1 protein-coding gene is annotated in these 1202 nt (G+C 60.7%); it reads left to right on the top strand.

Features of this window, described 5'->3' with window-relative positions; translation table 11 throughout:
* Positions 1-17: 17 nt before the first annotated feature.
* Positions 18-1202 (top strand): condensation domain-containing protein (locus ACFVU3_RS40150; RefSeq protein ID WP_390073725.1); only part of this gene is annotated, 1185 nt, incomplete at its 3' end.

Below are 1202 nucleotides of genomic sequence, written 5' to 3'. Positions count from 1 at the left end.
GACGGACAAGGCTTCCGATCGGAAAACCCGTTCCTGGTGCCCGTCTGTATGTATTAGATAGCGGAGGAACCATCCAGCCTGCGGGTGTGGCAGGAGAGCTGTACATCGCGGGGACAGGGGTGGCCCGGGGCTATCTGAACCGGCCTGAGCTGACGGAGGAGCGTTTTCTCGATGATCCGTTTTATCCGGGCGAGCGCATGTATCAGACGGGCGATATCGCACGCTGGACAGAAGACGGCCTTGTTGAATGGCTCGGCCGTTCAGACGGACAGGTGAAAGTCCGCGGCTACCGGATCGAACCGGGGGAGATTGAAGCGGCGATCCGGCGCATCGACGGCATTCGTGAGGCGGCGGTCACCGCCCGGACCGAACACGGCGAAACCGCGCTTTACGCTTATATCGAAGGACGGGAAAGCGATGACGTGCGGGCGGAGCTTGCGACACGCCTTCCGGCCTACATGATGCCGGCTCAGTTTATAGAGATGAGCGAATGGCCGGTCACGCCGAGCGGAAAGCTTGACCGCCGCGCACTGCCGGCTCCCGGCGGAGCGGCAGACAGACGGGCGTACACCGCCCCGCGGAACGTCACGGAAATGAAGCTTTGCGCCCTCTGGGAAGAGGTGCTGAAAAACGGCCCCGTCGGCATCCGGGATCACTTTTTTGAGCGGGGCGGCCATTCGTTAAAAGCGACGGCTCTCGTCTCCCGCATCGCCAAAGAATTCGGTGTTCAGGTGCCGTTACAGGACATCTTCGCCCGGCCGACGGTGGAAGAGCTCGCTTCGGTTATTCAGGACTTGGAAGAGAGCCCGTATGAAGCGATTCAGCCTGCGCAAAAACAGGACACCTACCCGGTGTCTTCGGCGCAGAAACGGATGTATGTGCTCCAGCAGCTTGAAGAGGGCGGTGTCGGCTACAATATGCCGGCTGTGCTGGAACTGACGGGCCCGCTTGACCGCGGCCGGCTGGAGAAGACGTTCCGGCAGCTTGTGGAGCGGCACGAGTCGCTCAGAACGTCCTTTGAAACGGGGCCTGACGGCGAACCGGTGCAGCGCATCCATGACAGCGTACCGTTTCAGCTGGATGAGGCCGAGTCAGCTGACGCATTCGTCCGGCCGTTTTGTCTGGAGGAAGCGCCGCTCTTCCGTGCGGCCCTCGTGAAAGAATCGGATGAACGTCATCTTTTATTAACGGATATGCATCAT

The organism is Streptomyces sp. NPDC058052, assembly GCF_042885515.1.
Taxonomy (GTDB): domain Bacteria; phylum Actinomycetota; class Actinomycetes; order Streptomycetales; family Streptomycetaceae; genus Streptomyces.
The sequence above is the reverse complement of the archived record's forward strand: the minus strand, read 5'-3'. Positions and strand labels throughout refer to the sequence as shown.